We start from the raw sequence: 16,360 nt of genomic DNA, 5'->3' as shown, positions 1-16,360 counted from the left end.
TGGCCCCGCGCTACCGCGCGTGTTTGTCCGCCTTGCGGTTGCCGAGCAGCAGCTTGCGCTCGAGATGCGCCCGCAGATCACCGTAGTAGGCGGTCAAAAAGGCCTTTGAATCGAACGGTTCGACCTTCGCGCCGATCTTGCGGCCGATGGTCTCGGCAACTGCCTTCATCGCGGAATAGTCGTCGCGGCGCAGCACTTCTTCCAGCTTGTGCAATTCCGCGATGCCATAGGCGTCGAGCTGCTCCGGGCTGAAATGGAAGCGCTTGTCGACCGGGTCCTTTCGCTGCGAAAGGTCCTCGACCAGCTTGAATTTCGGCGTCTCCACCACCCAGGTTCCGGCAAGCAGGTCGCCAATGCGCAGCCGGTCGCGGTTGAACAATAGAAACAGCGAAAACAGCAACGCCCACACCAGGCCGAAAACCGTCGACAGCGTGTCGGCGACGCCGGCGCCGCCGCGCGCGGCGATGATCGACAGCGGCAGGAAAACCTCGATCTCGCGCATCAGGTTGCGTGCGATGACCTGATCGATGGTGAGACCCGCGCCGCTGCGCGAGGCGACCCGCACGCCGACGATCCGCTTGCCGGGCGTCGCGGCCCGCCGTCCCGCCTCGAAGGCGATGAAATAGACGTTGCGCAGCAGGAAGATGAAGATGATCCAGACGATGAAGAGCGGCTCTGCCTCCTTCACACCAAGGCCGCCGAGGCCGAAGATGACGACGAGGGTGACCGCAATGGCGGCAGCGACGATGATCACCACATCGAGCAGGAAGGCTGAAGCCCGCGTACCGGCGTCCGCCAGCTTGACCCTGAGGTCGACACCTTCCGGCGTGATCAGCGGCCTTATCAGCTCGGCAGGGTTCCTAGCCGTTGCCATGCCGCACCATCCGGAACAGGTAGAAATAGGCGATCCACAAGGCCAGCATGCCGCCGCCAATGGCGTAGCGCGCCGCATCGCTGGTGATCGTCTGCCGGCCGATGCCCTCTAGCAGGCCGGCAAACAGAAGCATCATCATCACGCCGACCATCACGGTCGCCGCCACCCGCCCGGCCTGGGCGGCGGCGGCCATCCGGGTCAGTTCGCCGGGGAAGGCGATGCGCGTGCCGATGCGCATGCCGGCCGCGCCCGCCAGCGCAATGGCGAACAGTTCCGTCGTGCCATGGATCGACAGCCAGCCGCCGAGCTCCAAGCCCAGCCCCTTGGCCGCATAGACCTGGAACAGCGCGCCCAGCATGCATCCGTTCATAAGGATGATCAGCACGCTCGGCACCGCGAAGACGAAGCCGAGAGCAAAGGCCAGGATCGCCACCTGCGTGTTGTGGGTGAACAGATAGGCGGCAAATCCGGACAGGAAGTGGCTGCTGCCGCCATCGTACAGCACGCTGCGCAGCACTTCGGCAGACGAATCCGGGTTGCGCCCGCCGGCAAGGCTGGGCGCGATAATGGCGTCGTACCAACGTTTGTCGGAGGCGACCAGCCAGTAGCCGGCAATGGCGCCGATCACCGTCAGTCCGACCGACACCCAGGTCTCGCGCCACAGGTCGCGGATCGCCGCCGGCCAGTCACGCAGGAAGAAATCGCCGACGCGCTGCCTCAAGCTGCGTCGCGCGCCATAGAGATAGAAGTACCCGCGTAGGCTGAGCGCCTCCAGATAGGCGATCAACGCGCTGTCGAGCGACGTCGCGCGGGCCACCGAGAGCGAGGACAGCGCCGAACGATAGAGCAAGGGCAGCGACAGCAACTCGTCTTCCGAAAGCGTGCGCGGCGCACGGTTTTCGACGCGGGCCAGCAGCGCCTCGAACGCCTTCCAGTCGGCCTCGCGCTCGTGGCGGAAGCTTGCCAGCGACTGGCGTACGGCATCGGTGCCTGCGGGCAGCGTCATAGGAGGTTTTCCTCCTTGAGCTGGATATAACGCTCGACCAGGGCCGGACCGAGCCGCTGATGGTCGGCCTCGATCACATGCGCGCCAAGCAGCCGCAGTCGCCCGATCACCACTTGCCGCTCCCGAAGCAGGCCGCCGGCGGTGACCGCGCGGGCCACATCCTCGGGTTTCGTGGGCTGCATGTCGGCCAGCGTCTCCAGTTCGACATCCTTCATCAGCATGAACAGCACCAGATGCCGCTCGGTCAGCCGGCCGACGGTGCGCAGCATCAGTTCGGCGCTGATCGGGTCGACGAAATCGGTGAAGACGATGACCAGCGAGCGACGGTCGAGCTTGGCCGCCAATGTCGTCAGCGCGAGCGTGAAATTGGTCTCCTCGCTGGAATAGTCGATCTCGGCCGCGCGCTTCTGGATCATCGTGAAACTCGGCGAGCCGCGCACCGCGCCGCTCGAAACGCGGGGCGTGGCATCGAAGGAGAACAGGCTGACGAGGTCGCCGCCCTTGAGCGCAATGAAGGCCGACAGAAGTGCTGCCGTTACCGCCCGGTCGACTTTCGGCACGCCGTCGACCGGCTCGCACATCAGCCGGCCGCTGTCGATCGCCAGCACGATGTTGTTGTTCTCCTCGACCCTGAACTCACGCGCCAGAAGCTTGCCGTGGCGTGCGCTGCGCTTCCAGTCGATCATCCGCCGGCCCATGCCTGGCTGATAGTCCTTCAGCGCCTCGAACTCGCGGCCCTGGCCGGCTCGCCTCTGCGCGTGGCCGTCGGCCAGCGCGGAGCGCTGCAGCAAGGTGATGGCCTCATCGCGCGCGCTGCTGACGTCGGGCAGCACCGCCACCTTGCGGTCCATCGGCAGGACCACTTGGTTCCAGGTCAGTCCGAACGGGCCTTTCCAGCGCAGCCAGACTCGGTCGAAACTGGCGATGCCGCGGCGGCGCGCCGTGAATTCGAGATCGAGCGTGCCGCCGTTCGCCGGCAACGCGCCGCCTGTGCGGCCGACCGGCTCCACACGCTGATCGTGGCCGACACGCGCTTGCAGCCTGCGCGCCCGCTGACCGAGGCTGGCCGCGACGTGCACGGTAAAGCGTCCGCCGACGCCGACCTGCGGCGGCGCCGAGAGACTGGCGCTGAGCGAGGCACGCCCACGCCCGGCCGCCGCGTCGACAGCGAGAAATGCCAGCAGCGCGCAGATCCACAGCAGGCCCAGATACCAGACATGCGGCAGCGCAAGCGCGATCAGGAAGGCAGGGATCGCCCCGGCCGCCGCAGCCCACACCGCTCTGCCGGTCGGGTAGATCAACGCGGCGCCTCCGTCTGGTCGACGAGATCGGACACGATCTGCTCGACAAGCCGCCCATCGATCTGCGCCGCCGGCGACAGGATGACGCGGTGGCGCAGCGCGGGTATGGCGAGCGCCTTGACGTCGTCGGGGATGACATAGGCGCGGCCGTCGAGAGCCGCCCTGGCGCGTGCCGCGCGCGCCAGCATGGCGCCCGCCCGTGGGCTGGCGCCAACCTCGAGGTCCGGGCTTTCGCGCGTGCGGCGCACAAGGGCAGCGATATAGCCGACGACATCGTCAACCAGCGTCACCTCACCAACCGTGGCAAGTGCCGCCTCCAGCGTCTTGCGGTCCGTCTGCGCCTTGATGCCGTATTGCGCGATATCATGCGAGGCGGTGCCGCCACCGTGATGCACGATGATAGCCTGTTCCTCCTTGAGATCGGGATAGCTCACCCGGTGCTTGAACAGGAAGCGGTCGAGTTGCGCCTCGGGCAGGGGGTAGACACCCTGATGCTCGATCGGGTTCTGCGTCGCCACCACCATGAAGTTCTGGCTGAGCGCATGCGTGGTGCCGTCGAAAGTGACGGCGTGTTCCTGCATGGCCTCCAGAAGGGCGGCCTGCGTCTTCGGCGGCGTGCGGTTGATCTCGTCGGCGAGCAAAAGGTCGCAGAAGATCGGCCCGCGCGTCAGCGTGAACTGCCCGCTCTGGAAATTGTAGATGTTGGAGCCGACGATATCGCCAGGCATCAGGTCGGGCGTGAACTGGATGCGGCCATAGGCGACGCCAAGTGCTTGCGCGAAGCATCGCGCGGTCATGGTCTTGGCGGTTCCCGGCGGGCCTTCCAGCAATATGTGGCCGCCGGCAAACAATGCCGTCAGCATCAGATCGACCGTGTCGCGCTGCCCGGTGATCGCTTTCGCCACTTCTTCCCTGATCGCGGTCGCCAGGGCCTTCACATCATCGACGTTCACCGAGCCTCCTTGTCGTCCATTCATGCAGCGCTTCCGCTGCCTCATGCATTTGCACCAGGGTCCTGGCTTCGCTCGCGGCTTTGAAGCGGCGGCTGAAGCCCTGCGTTTCGCTTCGGTCGCGGGAATCGAGCCAGCGGTCGAGCGCTTCGCCCGGCAAGCCTTGCGGCGCGCCTAGCAATGCGCCGGCACGCGCGCGCATCAGCGTCGCATACCGATCGCCGAGCTGCCCGAGCCGCCCGGCGCGCTTCAGGAGCATCGCGGTGGTGTCGACCAGCGCCCGCTTGCCGAAGGCAATCGCCCGGGCCTCGGAGCGCGGCGGTCCGAACCTGCCGAGCCCATGCAGGAAGGCAAGGGCGGCCGCCGCCAGCACCGACAGCGTCAGCGCCAGGAAGGGTGGCTCGACCAAAAGCTTGGCGAGATCGTATTTCTGCCCGACGCCATGCAGCGTCAGGTCGAACATCACGGCGCCCTTTCCGGGCTCCAGCATGGCGATCATGTCCAGTGCCGCCGCCGCCTTTTGCGGATCCTTCAGCGCCGCGTTGTTGATCAGATCGGGGTCGGTCAGGATGTAGAACGGCTCGTCGTCGAGCTCGGTGAGAATGGCCTTGCCGTTGCCCGCCGCGATCAAGGGGTGGTCATCCGCCACCCATTGCAGGTCTTCCGGCGCGGTGACCATGCGGCCTGCGACGTCGATCTGCCCGACCGAACTCTTGCCTTCGCCGAGCTTGGCCTTGGCGATGCGCCCGAGCCAGTCGTTGACGACCGTATCGGGCAGCCGTTCGAGCTTCATCTCCCAGCCTTCATGGTCTTGCAGCGGCAAGATGATCCATTTGGGCAACACGAACAGCGTGGTCTTGCCCGAGCGAAGCTTGATGATCCTTGCCAGCGCGGCCGGGTCGCTGTTTGGCGCGATGGTGACGATCAGCAGGAATTCGGACGCCAGGCCGGAGCCGAGCGATTCCTCGCTGCGCGCCATGAGTGGCGCCTGTCCATTGGCGAGTTTCAGCCATTCGACGAGCCCGGCATAGCCGGAGCCGCCCTTGGAGAGCGGCGTGCCGCCGCCTTCTGGCTGGCGAAAGTCCGGCGCGTAGGTCGACAGCAGGAAGAACCCCGCCGCGGCCAGCAAGCTGGCAAAGATGCCCCAGAACAGGGTTTTGCGGCTGAACGGTTCCTGCGCGGCGTCGACCGCTGGCGCGCTCATGTCCAGGCATCCCTGAAGACGAAGCGTTCATAGGCGCCACGCGCCTGCTGCCAGCCTTCCGCTCCGACCGGCCGGCGGGCAAACAGCGCTGCCTCGACAATGCGCGCGATCTCACTGAAGGCGCTGCGTGCCCGCGCCGGCAACGATGTGGCGCTGGCGATGTCGCGTGAAGTGAGCGACGGGCGCAGAAAGTCGGGCAGCCGCCCGGCAATGTCGGCGACGCTGCGGCGAAGCAGAAGATGCACCGCCTCGTCATACTCGCCGCGCGCGGCGAGTGCGTCGGCCTCGGACAGCAGGATCTGCGCGGCACTCGCATTCGGGCGCCACGCCTCCTCCGCCTCTGCCTCCTTACGGGCGCGCCGCCACGGCAGGCGCCATGCCACGCCCTTGGCTTCGAGGGCAACGAGAAGCGCGATGACCGCGACGCCGACGATCACCGCGCCCCAGAACAGGTAGATCATGTAAGGGCCGATCTTCGCCAATGCCTCCAGAAAAGGCCGCAGCCATTCCGGCGGCTCGGGCTGCACCAGTGTCGGCAAGTCAAACTGGATGGAATCGTCCGCAAGCAACTGCTTGTGTATCTTTGCCAGCCATTCGGCGTCCTGCGGCTGTGCGACTGTCACCCGCTCGCCCCTCTGCACCTGCGGTTCGGTGTCGACACTGGCAATACGCCTGGACAATTGCAAGTCCACTGGACGAAGCCTTTTAATCTTGGCAGATTTACTTTCGAGGTTGGTTGTTTGGATGTTGCGGCGGCTCGGGGGAATATCATGACCACTGCGACATTGGGACAACCCGGCCGGTTCGAGATCGGCAGGGTGTTCAACAACACCTTTGCCGTCTTAGGCCGCAACATCGGGCTTTGCCTTGGCCTTGCCGCGCTGTTCGCCGGCGTGCCGACGCTGCTTGTCCGGTTGTGGAGCCAGCCGCAGGTCGACGCGATGTTGCGTGGTGATCCGGGTGCGATGGCGGATCCCCATGCGATGTTCCGCAATTCCTATCTCAGCCTCGTCGCCGGGCTGGTTTCCTTCGTTTTCACCATGCTGCTTCAGTCGTCACTGGTCCGGGCGACGATCGAGGACCTGAACGGCAGGCGGCCCTCCTTCGGCGACTGTATTCAGATTGCGATCCGCTTCCTGCTGCCGACGCTGGCGATTGGCTTCCTCGTCGCCTTTGGCTCGGTCCTTGCCATGCTGGCCCTGATCGTGCCCGGCATCATCTTGTGGCTCGGATGGTCGATGTCGGTGCCGGTCCTGATCCAGGAGCGGCGTGGCGTTTTCGGCTCGATGTCACGCAGCCGTGCCCTGACCAAGGGAAACCGCTGGTCGCTGTTTGGCCTGTTTCTCATATTGATGATCATCGCGATGGTCATCCAGTGGGGGATATTGCTGGTTTTCGTCCTGTTTGGCGGGATTCTGGCGCAGCTGGGCGCCGCGCTGGTGCAGACCGTGATCTCCATGGTGCTGTCGATCGCCGCCGCGGTCAGTTATGTCGAACTGCGCCAGGTCAAGGAAGGCGCAAGCATCGACGAACTGGCGCAGATATTCTCGTAGCGGACGGCGCCATTCACATGAGGGCGACAGCCCACTTCAACGACGGAATGGTTTGCGCGCTCGTCCGACACATGCCTGACGAACTGGGTCGGGGGTGATCACGCTTGAGGATGGCTCTGCCGAGCCCGGCCAATTGCGGCAGCTTCATCAAAATGGATGGCGACTTTCATCCGCGCTTGTGGTGGCATCCAGCCCAATTGGAGAGCGGACCGCCGGAGCAACAGGTCCATATTCCGGTGAGTGGGCCAACTCCCTCATTGAGCGGCCTCTTCATAGGCTCCGACCGAGGATAGTCGATATGTATGATCCTGCCGAGAGGAACAAGAGGCCGGCTCGCACCCAACCAGCCGAAGATGAGCGGCTGGCGCGGCTCGAGAAAACGGCCAGGCTCAAGCGGCTTCGGTCCTACGCTTCCTGGCTTGCACCTGATGCATACGCCCAATTTCATGATGAGATCGACTGCTCTGCGCTAATTGAGGAAAGCCGTTCATTCAGCCTGGCCTGATCGGCTGATGCCGCCGCGCCGCGGCCATAAGATCGTGATCCAAGGCTCGGTCTGTGCGGTGGCGGCTCGGGCTTCCATCTCCTGAAGGTTGGCTTCGAATAGGAACATCGTCAGATCGGAATCTCAGTGACAGCAGCCGCGCTGCACGCTCGTTCGGCACAGGCATGACGAGCTGATCGCCACATCCGCCTTGACCAGCGCCGTGGCGAGTCTTGCCTGCAGGGCCAGCAACTCCTCGCTCTCGCCACGCCGCCGCAAACATTCCACCAGCCCGTGCAGCGCCCAGACATTGTCCGGGTGCTGGGCGCAGCGCTGCACCTTGCCGGTGAGGCCGAGATCGTCGCGATAGACCTGCTCGGCCTCTTGCATGTGGCCCTGGTCGAGAAGCAGTGCCGCCAGCGCATGGCGGGGCGGGTGCATCCACGCCCATGGCTCGGTGTAGGAGAGGTTGTCATCCAGCTCGACTGCCTGGCGCAAATGGCCATAGGCCTCCTCGTGCCGGCCCTGATGGTAGGCAAGCTCGCCGTCGAGCAAGGCGGCACCGACAGCGAGCGAGGCGCGGGTCGGGTTGCTGAGGAAACGCCGTTCGGTCGGAATGGTCTCCATATGCCGGTGGAACCGGTCGCGCTCGCGCTCGGCTTCCGTGAATTGCCTCAGCGTCGCATGCGCGACACCCTTGGCATAGTGCTGCATGGCCGCCGTCAGCACATACAGGCCGGGCTCTTCGACCGCCGGTTCGTCGATGATCTCCTGCCAGCGGCCGAAGCGCACCTGCACATGCGATTTCATCGCATGATAGCCTTCCACGGTCTGGGTGAGTTTTGGGCGGTCTTGGATGCCGACCACGTCTCGCGTCACTAGGCTGCGCACCTTGTCGGCGGCCCACAGCGCTGGCCGATACTGGGCAAGGAACATGCATGTGAACATCATCAGATGCAGATCGTGACAGCAGCCGAGCAGATAATAGGTCGGCTCATCGGCATAGGCGAGATAGAGGTCGTTGGCGCGGACCGCCTTTTCGCTGGCGATCCTCGCCTTCTCATAGTCGCCGCACAGCACGTAGATATGCCCAGGCATATGGTTCATGTGCCCGGCATCCGGGCACATTTCGCCGAGCCGGTCGGCCGAGCGCAAGCCGCGTTCCGGCATGGTCGACATTTCCAGGAGATGGATGTGCAGGTGCAGGATCGCCGGGTGTTGTGAGGCACCTGCCTCGTCGGCAAGCCGGATCGACCGCTCGCAAACCTCCAGGGCTTCCAGCACGTCCGAATTCGGTGCCGGTTCCCCCGTCTTGAGGTTCCACAGCCGCCGCACCGTGCGCATCATCAGCGCCTCGACCAGCAGCGCCATCACATCATGATCGTCGGGAAAATCGTGGTAAACCCGCCGCATCGCGGCGGCATAGGCATCATCCCATCGTTCGAAATCCTGTGGTCTCACCTTGTGCGGCTTCTGAAAGCGAGAGGCCAGCGCCTCGATCAATCGCCGTTCGATCTCGCTGGCGCCAGCCGCATGGGCGCGCGCCAACTGGACATGCTGGAAGCAGCGCCTGGTCGCGCTGTTGGCCTCGGCCTCGCCATGTTCCTTCCAGGTCAGATTGTAGAAAGGCCCGGCGGCATAGGCGATGCCCCAATGCACCATCGCGCAGCCGGGATCGGTCTGCAACGCCTTCTCAAAACACTTGATGCCTTCCTCGTGGTTGAAGCCGTAACACCAGTTGAGCCCGATATCGAACCAGCGCTGGGTCTCAGTGGAGCGGGTGGAGATCGAGCGGCGATAGGTGCCGAGGTTGAAGTGGTCCATTTCCCGGCTCGTCTGACTCATTGCCTTCGTCAGACAAGCGCAGTCGGTGTGCCCAAAGCTTTCTGACCTTCGGCACGATCCGGACTAACTTGCACTTTGGCTATTTTCACCCGCATATCCGCATCACCATATAATGGCGCCATTATACGGGACACGCACCGATATTTGGAACTGCTGTGCGGGCGACCTGATACAGGATCTGCAAATCAGAATTTATAGGCGATCCCGATTCGGACCTCGTTGGTCTTGAGGTGTTCGTGCTCTTCCCAACCCGAGTCAGTGTTATCGGTTGCAGTCGTGACCTTGCCGAAATCTGTATAGCGATATTCGGCCTGGCCGACCCAGTTTTTGTTGAAAGCGTAAGCGAGGCCCGCGCCGACCGTCCAGCCGGCCTTGATTGTCGACTTGGAATCCGTTGCCGGCCCGTCTTCGAACTTCGTGTGAATGTCTCCCAGCGCCAAACCGCCGGTGACATAGGGCATCCAGTTGTCAAAGGCATAACCCAGGCGCCCGCGCAATGAGCCCTGGGCGTCGATATGGGTATTGTCGTCAGTTCCGAACGGCCAGTCCGGGTTGTGGCCGACAATTCCGGAGGCCTCGATATCGCCTTCGACGCCGCCGACGATATTGCCCCATTGCATGTTATAGCCGGCAAAAATACCGCCGGTGACCCCACGGAGCCTGAAGCTATCCGAATAATCTGAATCGCCGCTGGCGATGTTCTCGTCCTGGATATGGTCCTTGCCCCAAGCGTAACCGATCTGGCCGCCGATATAGGCGCCTGTCCAATCATACGTGGAAGCGACCGGAAGTTCATTCACAACATCGGCCGCCATGGCCGAGGAAAGGGTGGCGCCAAAAAATGCTGCTGCCAAAATGTATTTCATAGTCTGTCCCCGCCTGGAGCTATGCCTGACCCGAGCTCTATGTATCAGTATCACAGGAATTCCCTTACGGAACGCAATTGCATGGTTGAAGCGCACGCTTTCCCCAAAGCATGTTGCTACAGCGCAACAAAAAGGCGTTTTGGAGGGCCATTTGGCCTGTTTCCAAACGATTGTCGCCCCGATCTTCGAGTTCGCGGAGGAGCCGCGTTGCCACGGTGAGCCGGCCGCGGCTGGATTCCCTCGCCATCAATGTGTGCCTCCAAGCGTTGCAAGCGCCATGGTGGCACCGCCGCTGTTTAAGAGGGTAGGCTGGCGTCTCTGACAAGAAAGCCACCCTGCTTGTGCGTGGCGTGGGCGGCTTTGAAAATGGAGGTCTGAATGGGAATTGAATCCATTACGTCGGTTTTGCAGACCGATGCGTCACCGTCCCGCCATCAGACCGTGCTGGTGTTATGGTCATACCACCAACGCGCGTCAACCTTGCTGCAGGCGCTCCCCCCTGCGCGGTTTGGGTGAAGGGATTGTCGGTGGCGCGCCGCCCTTAGTTGGTCTCTTCGCGCGGCGCCTCGCTTTGCCAGCCGGCCAGCTCCGGCAGGTCGTCGAGCCAGCTTTTCTCGCTCATCAAAGCATCGCTGGCCTGCGGTGCGGCCTCCGTGGCGTTTTGAATCAGCCAGTCCATCCACTTCCGATAGGCGACCGGATCCAGTTGGGGTGGCAGCACCTTGGCCTTGGCCAGCATGCGTTTGCGGAAACTGGTTTGCCTGCGCAGTTTGGTCGTCGTGAACTTGATGACCTTGCCTTGATAGTCGACCGTCCAGCGGTCGCCTCCAAGACTGACAAGGCTGTCGATCGAGAAACCGGCATCGACCGGTCGATCCCGCCAAGGAAGCTCGATGGCATTCTTTCTCAGATCGAGTGCCCATCGCCTATAATCGAAACCCGCGCGCTGCGGCGGCAGCACACCGGCCTGTTCGAGCATCTTCCTGCGGAAGGTCGGCTGCTTCTTGATCTGGCCGGTCGTGAACTCGACGCGATGCCCACGAAACTCGACATGCCAACGGATCCTTCCGTTGCCGACATACTTCACCAGCCTGTCGATGAGGAATTCACCATCGGCAAGCGTCACGCAGCCTTGGCGGATGCTTTCGTGAATGAACTCGGTGTCAGTGACCATTATCCGGCCTCGTGCTGGAAACTTCTACGCAACTTAGCCATTGGAACGCACCTGCCACCATCAATCTTTTTCACTCCGGAAATCTCACCTGCCTCAAGCCGCCCAAAGTGACGCGCCGTGCGTGTTCTCGGACGGGAAGCTTGTTTCAGGTGCGGCGGCATCAGCCAGCCCGCGCTTGCTGTCGGCTGCCTTGAGGCCTTCCATCCTGACAAGAATGTGCAAGCCGTCGTGTTACGGTCTGTCATGTCATCGATCTGATAGCCATCGAAGCAATGGGAGAGTTCGCCACGTCCAGGATCAACCGCCGCGCCTTGCTTTTCCACTCCGGCAGCGCAGCCGTCGCCTCGACGGTTGCGGCAACCGCACGCGCCACAGGGTCGCCGGGCCGAGACCAGGAACCGTCAGATAGATTGCGAGAGCTGATTGAGGCGCACAGGATTGCATATGCGGCGTTCGGCAAGGCGCTGCACGATTTAGGCGGCGACTCCGGCGGAGCCAGCCGGGAGGAGGAGAGGGCGCTGCTCGCCATCTGCGGCCATGCCGCGGTCGAGGAAGGCGATCGCCTGGCCAAGGCCCGATATCTTCTGGAGATAGAGGCGCACGGCGAACTCGACCTCCCGGAGCATATGCAGGCTGTTCTTCGATCGACAATGTGGAAGGGATGAGGCGACCGGCGCGCAACCACGACAATGTCACCGCGCTGATGGGCGCGGCGGTTGTTCGCTACATATTCATGCCGCGCCAACAGTCTCGCGGCCCGACGCGAGCCTTTTAGCCAGCAGGTTTGCAGCCTGCCCTACGCCGGCTTGGCGTATTGCTCGGCGCTCATGACTTCGATGCAGACGAAGCGTTCGTTGCCTTCCACCCAGGCGTCGTGGCCGGGCGGGATGGTATACGACGTACCCTTCGTGAACGTCTTCTGAGTCCCGTCATTCATCTTGATGGTGATGGTTCCGGACACGACGTAGCCGACATGCGATACCTGACAGCTATCCGTCTTGACGACCGGCTTCACGCATTCGGACCATTTCCATCCCGGCTCCATATTGAGCCGCCCGAGCGTAAAGCCTGGAAGCCGCACCACCTCGACGCGTGTCTTGGCGGGCGAGCGAACCTCATCCGGGTTGTCGTGAGATTTGGATTCAAACTTGGTGACATTCATTCCACCATCGGCCATGGCATCCTCCCATACGCGACGCGGAGTCCAATGCTGGCACCTTTCCATTATATTAGCAATTGCTTTTATATCTGCGAAGGTCGACCACAGCCGCGCTCACCACCTGAACGGGTGACCTGGAATGGCCTGCATCAGGACACAAAGTTCTGTGTAAGCTGCTGATTCAAATTATGAATAAAGAGTGGCTGGGGAACCTGGATTCGAACCAGGACTAACGGAGTCAGAGTCCGTGGGTCTACCGTTAACCTATTCCCCAGCAAGCGCGGTCATGGACCGCGCGGGCCGAACGGCTGAGCCGCTTGAGCGCTGCCTTGTAGCCGCCAGCGGAAAATAGTCAAGCCTGCTGTGTGGATCAATCGCTCCGTTTTGACAGCTGGTTTCAGACGCCGGGGTTCAGGTGCGCGGGCGGGCACAAAATCCCATCCGCGCCTCAGCTCTCTGTCCGGCTGAACTGCGAACGCTCGAAGAACAGCACCACGCCCAGGCCCAGAATCAGCGGGATGATCAGGTAAAACAGCCGGAACACCAGCAGCGCCGCCAGCACGCCGACCGGCTCCATGTCGGAAAGGCCGGTGAGGAAGACCACCTCGAACACGCCGAGTCCGCCCGGCGCGTGCGAGATCTGGGCGATCGAGAAGGAGACGAGGAAGACGCCAAGCACGACGAAATAGCCGGGATTGTGCACCTCGGGCAGGGCGAAGAAGATGATCGCCGCGGCGGCAATCAGTTCGATCGGGCCGATCAGCAATTGCCTGGCGACGATCGGCAGTGCCGGATAGTGCAGTTGGAAGCTGGCGATCTTCAGCGGGCGCAGATGCAGCCAGCTGCCGAAGATATAGGCGGCGACGAGGAGCAGCATCGCGATGCCCGCCGCTTCCGACAGGCCATGATGGGCGACGCCCGAGAACCGATCGATGATCTGAGGCTCGAACACCAGAACGAGGCCGGAGGCGAGAATCGTCGACAGCACGAAGGTGATCCAGCAGATCGCCACCAGCACGCCGACATCCTGGCCGGTCAGGCCCCTTGTGCCATAGGCACGGTAGCGGATGACGGCGCCGGAAAAGACCGATCCGCCGATATTGTGCGACAGCGCATAGGTGGTGAAGGAGCACAGCGTCACGAACAGCCACGACACACGCTTGCCGATATGCAGCAGCGCGATGTGGTCGTAGCCGGCGAGCGCGGCATAGGCGATGACGGAACTCAGCGCCGCCAGCAGCCAGCCGCGGGTTGGGATGGCGGCGAGCCCATCCCAGACATCGTCGAGCGAAATGCCGCGCAGTTCATGCCAGAGCAGCAGCAGCGAGAAGATCACCGCGGCGATGCCGACGACCGGCCAGAAATAGCGTTTCCAGTTCATTGCCTGACTGCCATGCGCTGCGTGCCCGCTTCCTTTTCGCTTGATGGTGGGAGCCCGGCCGCCCGGTGACTTCCATTCATTTCAGAAATGCCTCATTGAAGCCGGCTATTCAACCGCGAACACATGTCGCGCCGGCCGCCGGCAAGATCTGCCCGCAGCGAAAGCACCGCAAACGGCAGGCGACAAGGCATCGGCTGCGGCCAGCGTTGTCTTCGCCGGCATCCGCGCTACCAATCCAGCCTTGCAGGTACATTACGCGGTGGCGCAAAAGGGCCGTCTCGCCCAGCCGGCAAAATTCGGCATGCGGCTCTTGGTGATCGGCCACGGCACTGTTAGTCTGGCGGCAACTTGAAACATGCCAAAGCGCCTGCTGCGTCCTTCACCGGTTCGCGCGGCGCCGGAAGGAACGACAGTGGAAGACCGCGACACCGGCGCAGGCGCGTCGGAGCTGGGCGCGTCCAGCGCTTCCCCAGGGCCATCGGGCTCGGGGACTGCCGGCTGGCAGCAACGCCGCTCGACGGAGCCGCGCTCCGCCGCTGGGCAGGCGGGCGACGCGCCCCATCACCAGAAGGGCAATCCCAAGAAGCGGCGCAAGCGAAGGCGCGGGCGCAAGGTTTTTGCGCGCGACGAAACGCAGGGCAATCGATCGCCGGTGCCAGGCCAGGCCGCCCCGGCTTTGGAAGCGAGGCAGCCGACGGCGCCGGCAATCTCCCCCGTCGCTCAAGCGCCGCGCCCCGAACAGGGCACGCGCCGGCCGCCGGTGCATGAGCTGCCGGTCTTTGCGGCCCTCGACCTCGGCACCAACAATTGCCGGCTGCTGGTCGCCGTTCCCACACGGCATGGCCAGTTCCGCGTCATCGACGCCTTCTCGCGCATCGTCAGGCTGGGCGAGGGGCTCACCGCCAATGGCCGGCTCGGCCAGCCGGCGATGGATCGCGCCGTCGAGGCGCTGAAGATCTGCGGTGACAAATTGCGCAGCCGCAAGATCAGGAAGGCCAGGCTGATCGCCACGGAAGCCTGCCGCTCCGCGGAGAACGGCGTCGAATTCCTCGAACGCGTCGAGCGCGAGGCCGGCCTGAAGCTCGAGATCATCGACCGCCAGACCGAGGCGCGGCTGGCGGTGTCCGGCTGCGGCTCGCTGGTCGAGCGCGACACGCAGGGCGTCGTCCTGTTCGACATCGGCGGCGGCTCTTCGGAGATCGCGCTGATCGATCTCACCGGCCGCCGCTCGCCGCGGCTCGCCAACCATATCGTCTCGTGGACGTCGCTGCCGGTCGGCGTCGTCTCTCTGGCCGAGCGCTTTGGTGGCCGTACCGTCACGCGCGAGATCTTCAACGCCATGGTCGACGATGTCGCCGGCCGGTTGGCGAGCTTCGACGGTCGCGACCGGCTGAGCCACCTCAAGGCCAGCCCGAATTTCCATCTGCTCGGCACGTCCGGCACGGTGACGACGCTGGCCGGCGTCCACCTAGATCTCGAGCGTTACGACCGTCGTCGGGTCGACGGGCTGTGGATGGACCGCGACAGCGTCGACCGCATGGTGGAACGACTGGTCGGCTGGGATTTCCAGCAGCGCTGCGCCAACCCTTGCATCGGCGCCGACCGCGCCGATCTGGTGCTGGCCGGCTGCGCTATCCTCGAAGCGATCCGCGCCGTCTGGCCCTCGGAGCGGCTGCGCGTCGCCGACCGTGGCCTGCGCGAAGGCATATTGAGCGAGCTGATGGCCGATGACGGCGTCTGGCGCAACGATGGGCGTGGCCGACAATGACCAAGAAACCGGAAAATCCAGGATCGGCCAGCATTCGCGTGCTGAAGACGCGGATCAAGAAGAAGAGCGGCCTGAAGGAATCGTCGCGACGTTGGCTGCAGCGCCACATCAACGATCCCTATGTCCAGCGCTCGAAGGCCGACGGCTATCGCTCGCGCGCGGCCTACAAGCTGATCGAGATCGACGACAAGCACCATCTGCTGAAGCCCGGCATGAAGGTGATCGACCTCGGTGCCGCCCCCGGCGGCTGGTGCCAGGTCGCGGCCGCACGCACGAAATCGACGGCGGAAAAACCGCATGTCGTCGGCATCGACTATCTGGAGATGGACGCCGTGCCCGGCGCGCCGGTGCTGTTGATGGATTTCCTGGATCCGGATGCGCCGCGCAAGCTCGCCGAAGCGCTGGGTGGGGACCCGGATGTCGTGCTGTCCGACATGGCGGCGCCAACCACCGGCCATAAGCGCACCGACCACATCCGCACCATGCATCTGTGCGAGGTGGCGGCCGATTTCGCGCTGTCCGTCCTGAAACCGGGCGGCCATTTCCTCGCCAAGACTTTTCAGGGCGGCGCCGAGAACGAACTGCTCTCCATGCTCAAGAAGAATTTCCGCTCCGTCCACCACGTCAAGCCGCCGGCCTCGCGCGATGAATCGGTCGAGCTTTATCTGTTGGCCAAAGATTTTAAGGGGCGAGAGTCCGGTCCGCCGTCAGGCGGATCGGAACGTCCAGTGGACGTTCCGAAGGACTCGAGCGCCCGGAGCCATAGCGAAGGGCCGGGGGACGCTGACCGCTGAG

The 16,360-nt window shown here is 63.6% G+C and carries 16 protein-coding genes and 2 tRNA genes; 5 read left to right on the top strand and 13 right to left on the bottom strand.

Annotated features, from left to right (window positions below):
• Positions 1–10: 10 nt before the first annotated feature.
• The 6 genes from JG747_RS24325 to JG747_RS24300 are packed head-to-tail and all read right to left on the bottom strand — an operon-like array spanning position 11 to position 6,015.
• Positions 11–874 (bottom strand): RDD family protein, encoded by an 864-nt coding sequence (locus JG747_RS24325; RefSeq protein ID WP_202360215.1) that lies wholly within the window; start codon positions 872–874, stop codon positions 11–13.
• Entirely contained in the window at positions 861–1,880 is a 1,020-nt protein-coding gene (locus tag JG747_RS24320) for a stage II sporulation protein M (RefSeq protein WP_064984767.1), read from the bottom strand. Before JG747_RS24320 ends, JG747_RS24325 begins: the two co-directional genes overlap by 14 nt.
• Positions 1,877–3,181, bottom strand: a complete 1,305-nt coding sequence (locus JG747_RS24315) for a DUF58 domain-containing protein (protein WP_202360214.1) — start codon at positions 3,179–3,181, stop codon at positions 1,877–1,879. Before JG747_RS24315 ends, JG747_RS24320 begins: the two co-directional genes overlap by 4 nt.
• Positions 3,178–4,134, bottom strand: a complete 957-nt coding sequence (locus tag JG747_RS24310) for an AAA family ATPase (protein WP_069091925.1) — start codon at positions 4,132–4,134, stop codon at positions 3,178–3,180. The genes JG747_RS24315 and JG747_RS24310 overlap by 4 nt, the downstream gene beginning before the upstream one ends.
• Positions 4,121–5,335 carry a DUF4350 domain-containing protein gene (locus JG747_RS24305; protein ID WP_202360213.1) on the bottom strand — a complete coding sequence of 405 codons (1,215 nt, stop codon included), beginning with the start codon at positions 5,333–5,335 and terminating at the stop codon, positions 4,121–4,123. The genes JG747_RS24310 and JG747_RS24305 overlap by 14 nt, the downstream gene beginning before the upstream one ends.
• On the bottom strand, positions 5,332–6,015 hold the full coding sequence (locus JG747_RS24300) for a DUF4129 domain-containing protein (protein ID WP_081296134.1): 684 nt from the start codon (positions 6,013–6,015) through the stop codon (positions 5,332–5,334). The genes JG747_RS24305 and JG747_RS24300 overlap by 4 nt, the downstream gene beginning before the upstream one ends.
• 90 nt (positions 6,016–6,105) lie before the next feature.
• Here JG747_RS24300 and JG747_RS24295 point away from each other — a divergent pair, with 90 nt between their 5' ends.
• On the top strand, positions 6,106–6,888 hold the full coding sequence (locus JG747_RS24295) for a hypothetical protein (protein WP_202360212.1): 783 nt from the start codon (positions 6,106–6,108) through the stop codon (positions 6,886–6,888).
• Between the two features lie 628 nt (positions 6,889–7,516).
• Here JG747_RS24295 and JG747_RS24290 read toward each other — a convergent pair.
• From JG747_RS24290 to JG747_RS24275, 4 genes are all read right to left on the bottom strand, one after another.
• Complete coding sequence (locus tag JG747_RS24290) at positions 7,517–9,196, bottom strand: hypothetical protein (RefSeq protein WP_202360211.1); 1,680 nt, start codon at positions 9,194–9,196, stop codon at positions 7,517–7,519.
• A gap of 206 nt (positions 9,197–9,402) precedes the next feature.
• Complete coding sequence (locus JG747_RS24285) at positions 9,403–10,083, bottom strand: outer membrane protein (RefSeq protein WP_019857552.1); 681 nt, start codon at positions 10,081–10,083, stop codon at positions 9,403–9,405.
• 367 nt (positions 10,084–10,450) lie between these two features.
• A tRNA-Cys gene (locus JG747_RS24280) sits at positions 10,451–10,524 on the bottom strand.
• Between the two features lie 100 nt (positions 10,525–10,624).
• The gene (locus JG747_RS24275) at positions 10,625–11,257 is read right to left on the bottom strand and encodes a hypothetical protein (protein ID WP_064984755.1); all 633 of its coding nucleotides are present in this window, start codon (positions 11,255–11,257) and stop codon (positions 10,625–10,627) included.
• Between the two features lie 410 nt (positions 11,258–11,667).
• Between JG747_RS24275 and JG747_RS37140 the strand changes: the two genes are divergently transcribed.
• The gene (locus JG747_RS37140; RefSeq protein WP_240565146.1) at positions 11,668–11,922 is read left to right on the top strand and encodes a hypothetical protein; all 255 of its coding nucleotides are present in this window, start codon (positions 11,668–11,670) and stop codon (positions 11,920–11,922) included.
• A 131-nt stretch (positions 11,923–12,053) separates the two neighbouring features.
• Here JG747_RS37140 and JG747_RS24265 read toward each other — a convergent pair whose 3' ends face one another.
• The 3 genes from JG747_RS24265 to JG747_RS24255 form a co-directional block, all read right to left on the bottom strand.
• A complete protein-coding gene (locus JG747_RS24265) occupies positions 12,054–12,434 on the bottom strand; it encodes a cupin domain-containing protein (protein ID WP_019857555.1) in 381 nt (126 codons plus the stop codon).
• 182 nt (positions 12,435–12,616) lie between these two features.
• Positions 12,617–12,690: transfer RNA gene (locus JG747_RS24260), tRNA-Gln, on the bottom strand.
• A gap of 174 nt (positions 12,691–12,864) precedes the next feature.
• The gene (locus tag JG747_RS24255) at positions 12,865–13,797 is read right to left on the bottom strand and encodes a lysylphosphatidylglycerol synthase domain-containing protein (protein ID WP_202360210.1); all 933 of its coding nucleotides are present in this window, start codon (positions 13,795–13,797) and stop codon (positions 12,865–12,867) included.
• Between the two features lie 40 nt (positions 13,798–13,837).
• Here JG747_RS24255 and JG747_RS24250 point away from each other — a divergent pair, with 40 nt between their 5' ends.
• The 3 genes from JG747_RS24250 to JG747_RS24240 are packed head-to-tail and all read left to right on the top strand — an operon-like array spanning position 13,838 to position 16,359.
• On the top strand, positions 13,838–14,149 hold the full coding sequence (locus tag JG747_RS24250) for a hypothetical protein (RefSeq protein WP_202360209.1): 312 nt from the start codon (positions 13,838–13,840) through the stop codon (positions 14,147–14,149).
• Between the two features lie 60 nt (positions 14,150–14,209).
• Positions 14,210–15,565, top strand: coding sequence for a Ppx/GppA phosphatase family protein (locus JG747_RS24245; RefSeq protein ID WP_202360208.1), 1,356 nt, complete (start codon positions 14,210–14,212; stop codon positions 15,563–15,565).
• The gene (locus JG747_RS24240) at positions 15,562–16,359 is read left to right on the top strand and encodes an RlmE family RNA methyltransferase (RefSeq protein ID WP_202360207.1); all 798 of its coding nucleotides are present in this window, start codon (positions 15,562–15,564) and stop codon (positions 16,357–16,359) included. The genes JG747_RS24245 and JG747_RS24240 overlap by 4 nt, the downstream gene beginning before the upstream one ends.
• Position 16,360 lies beyond the last annotated feature (1 nt).

The sequence above is a fragment of the Mesorhizobium sp. 131-3-5 genome (assembly GCF_016756575.1).
Taxonomy (GTDB): domain Bacteria; phylum Pseudomonadota; class Alphaproteobacteria; order Rhizobiales; family Rhizobiaceae; genus Mesorhizobium; species Mesorhizobium jarvisii.
This window is presented reverse-complemented; position numbering and strand designations above follow the sequence as displayed.